The organism is Stenotrophomonas sp. 3diitr2024 (assembly GCF_042136455.1).
Lineage (GTDB): Bacteria > Pseudomonadota > Gammaproteobacteria > Xanthomonadales > Xanthomonadaceae > Stenotrophomonas > Stenotrophomonas sepilia.
Window position 1 is genome coordinate 1 of record NZ_JBHHMJ010000764.1, and the last position, 590, is coordinate 590.

Genomic DNA, 590 nt, shown 5'->3' on the forward strand with positions numbered 1-590 from the left:
GGACCGTTGGTCCGCACACTCCCATGCAATTGCCGGCCAGCGGCCGGCACTACCGAGCTGGCAATGCGACAATCGCGCTCCTTTCCTGCAGCAACGAGGCCCACATGGCCAAACTGACCCTGGCCAGCATGGACGCGCTGCGTACCCGCTTCGCCGATGACGCCGCCTGCGACGCGGCCCTGGCCGCCTTCGCCGATACCGCTGCACTGCGCGCGCCGCTGCGCGAGCTGGTGGAAGCACAGCACCGCTACCTGCAGGCCGAATTCGAAGTGGCGCAGGTGGCCGACGTGCTGCGCCGCGACCAGAAGTACGCGCCGGTGGGTCGGCCTTCGATCAACATCGTGCAGCTGCGCAAGCAGCAGGCGGCCACCAAGCAGGCGGCGCTGATCGCCCGCCAGGTGGTGGCGCAGGCGGCGCAGACGTTCGTGCGGGTAAGCGGGATGACGGTGAAGGCCAAGCAGAGCCCCAGCGAGGCGTGCGTGGCATGGTTGGGCGCGCTGCGCTGAGGGATCGTGCGGACCAACGGTCCGCACCCACCAAATGCAGGTTGGCACCTGCCGGGTAGTGCCGGCCGCTGGCCGGCAACCCCA

Annotated in this window: 1 protein-coding gene; it reads left to right on the forward strand. The window is 69.5% G+C overall.

Annotated elements, in window-relative coordinates:
* Nucleotides 1–104: 104 nt before the first annotated feature.
* Nucleotides 105–506: a hypothetical protein gene (locus ABGA94_RS20240; RefSeq protein WP_197599085.1), complete on the forward strand. Its 402-nt coding sequence runs from the start codon at nucleotides 105–107 to the stop codon at nucleotides 504–506.
* Nucleotides 507–590: the final 84 nt, after the last annotated feature.

Excerpts from the sequence above, each read along its gene's own strand:
- ABGA94_RS20240 (WP_197599085.1), top strand. The coding sequence starts at position 105 with ATGGCCAAACTGACCCTGGCCAGCATGGACGCGCTGCGTACCCGCTTC.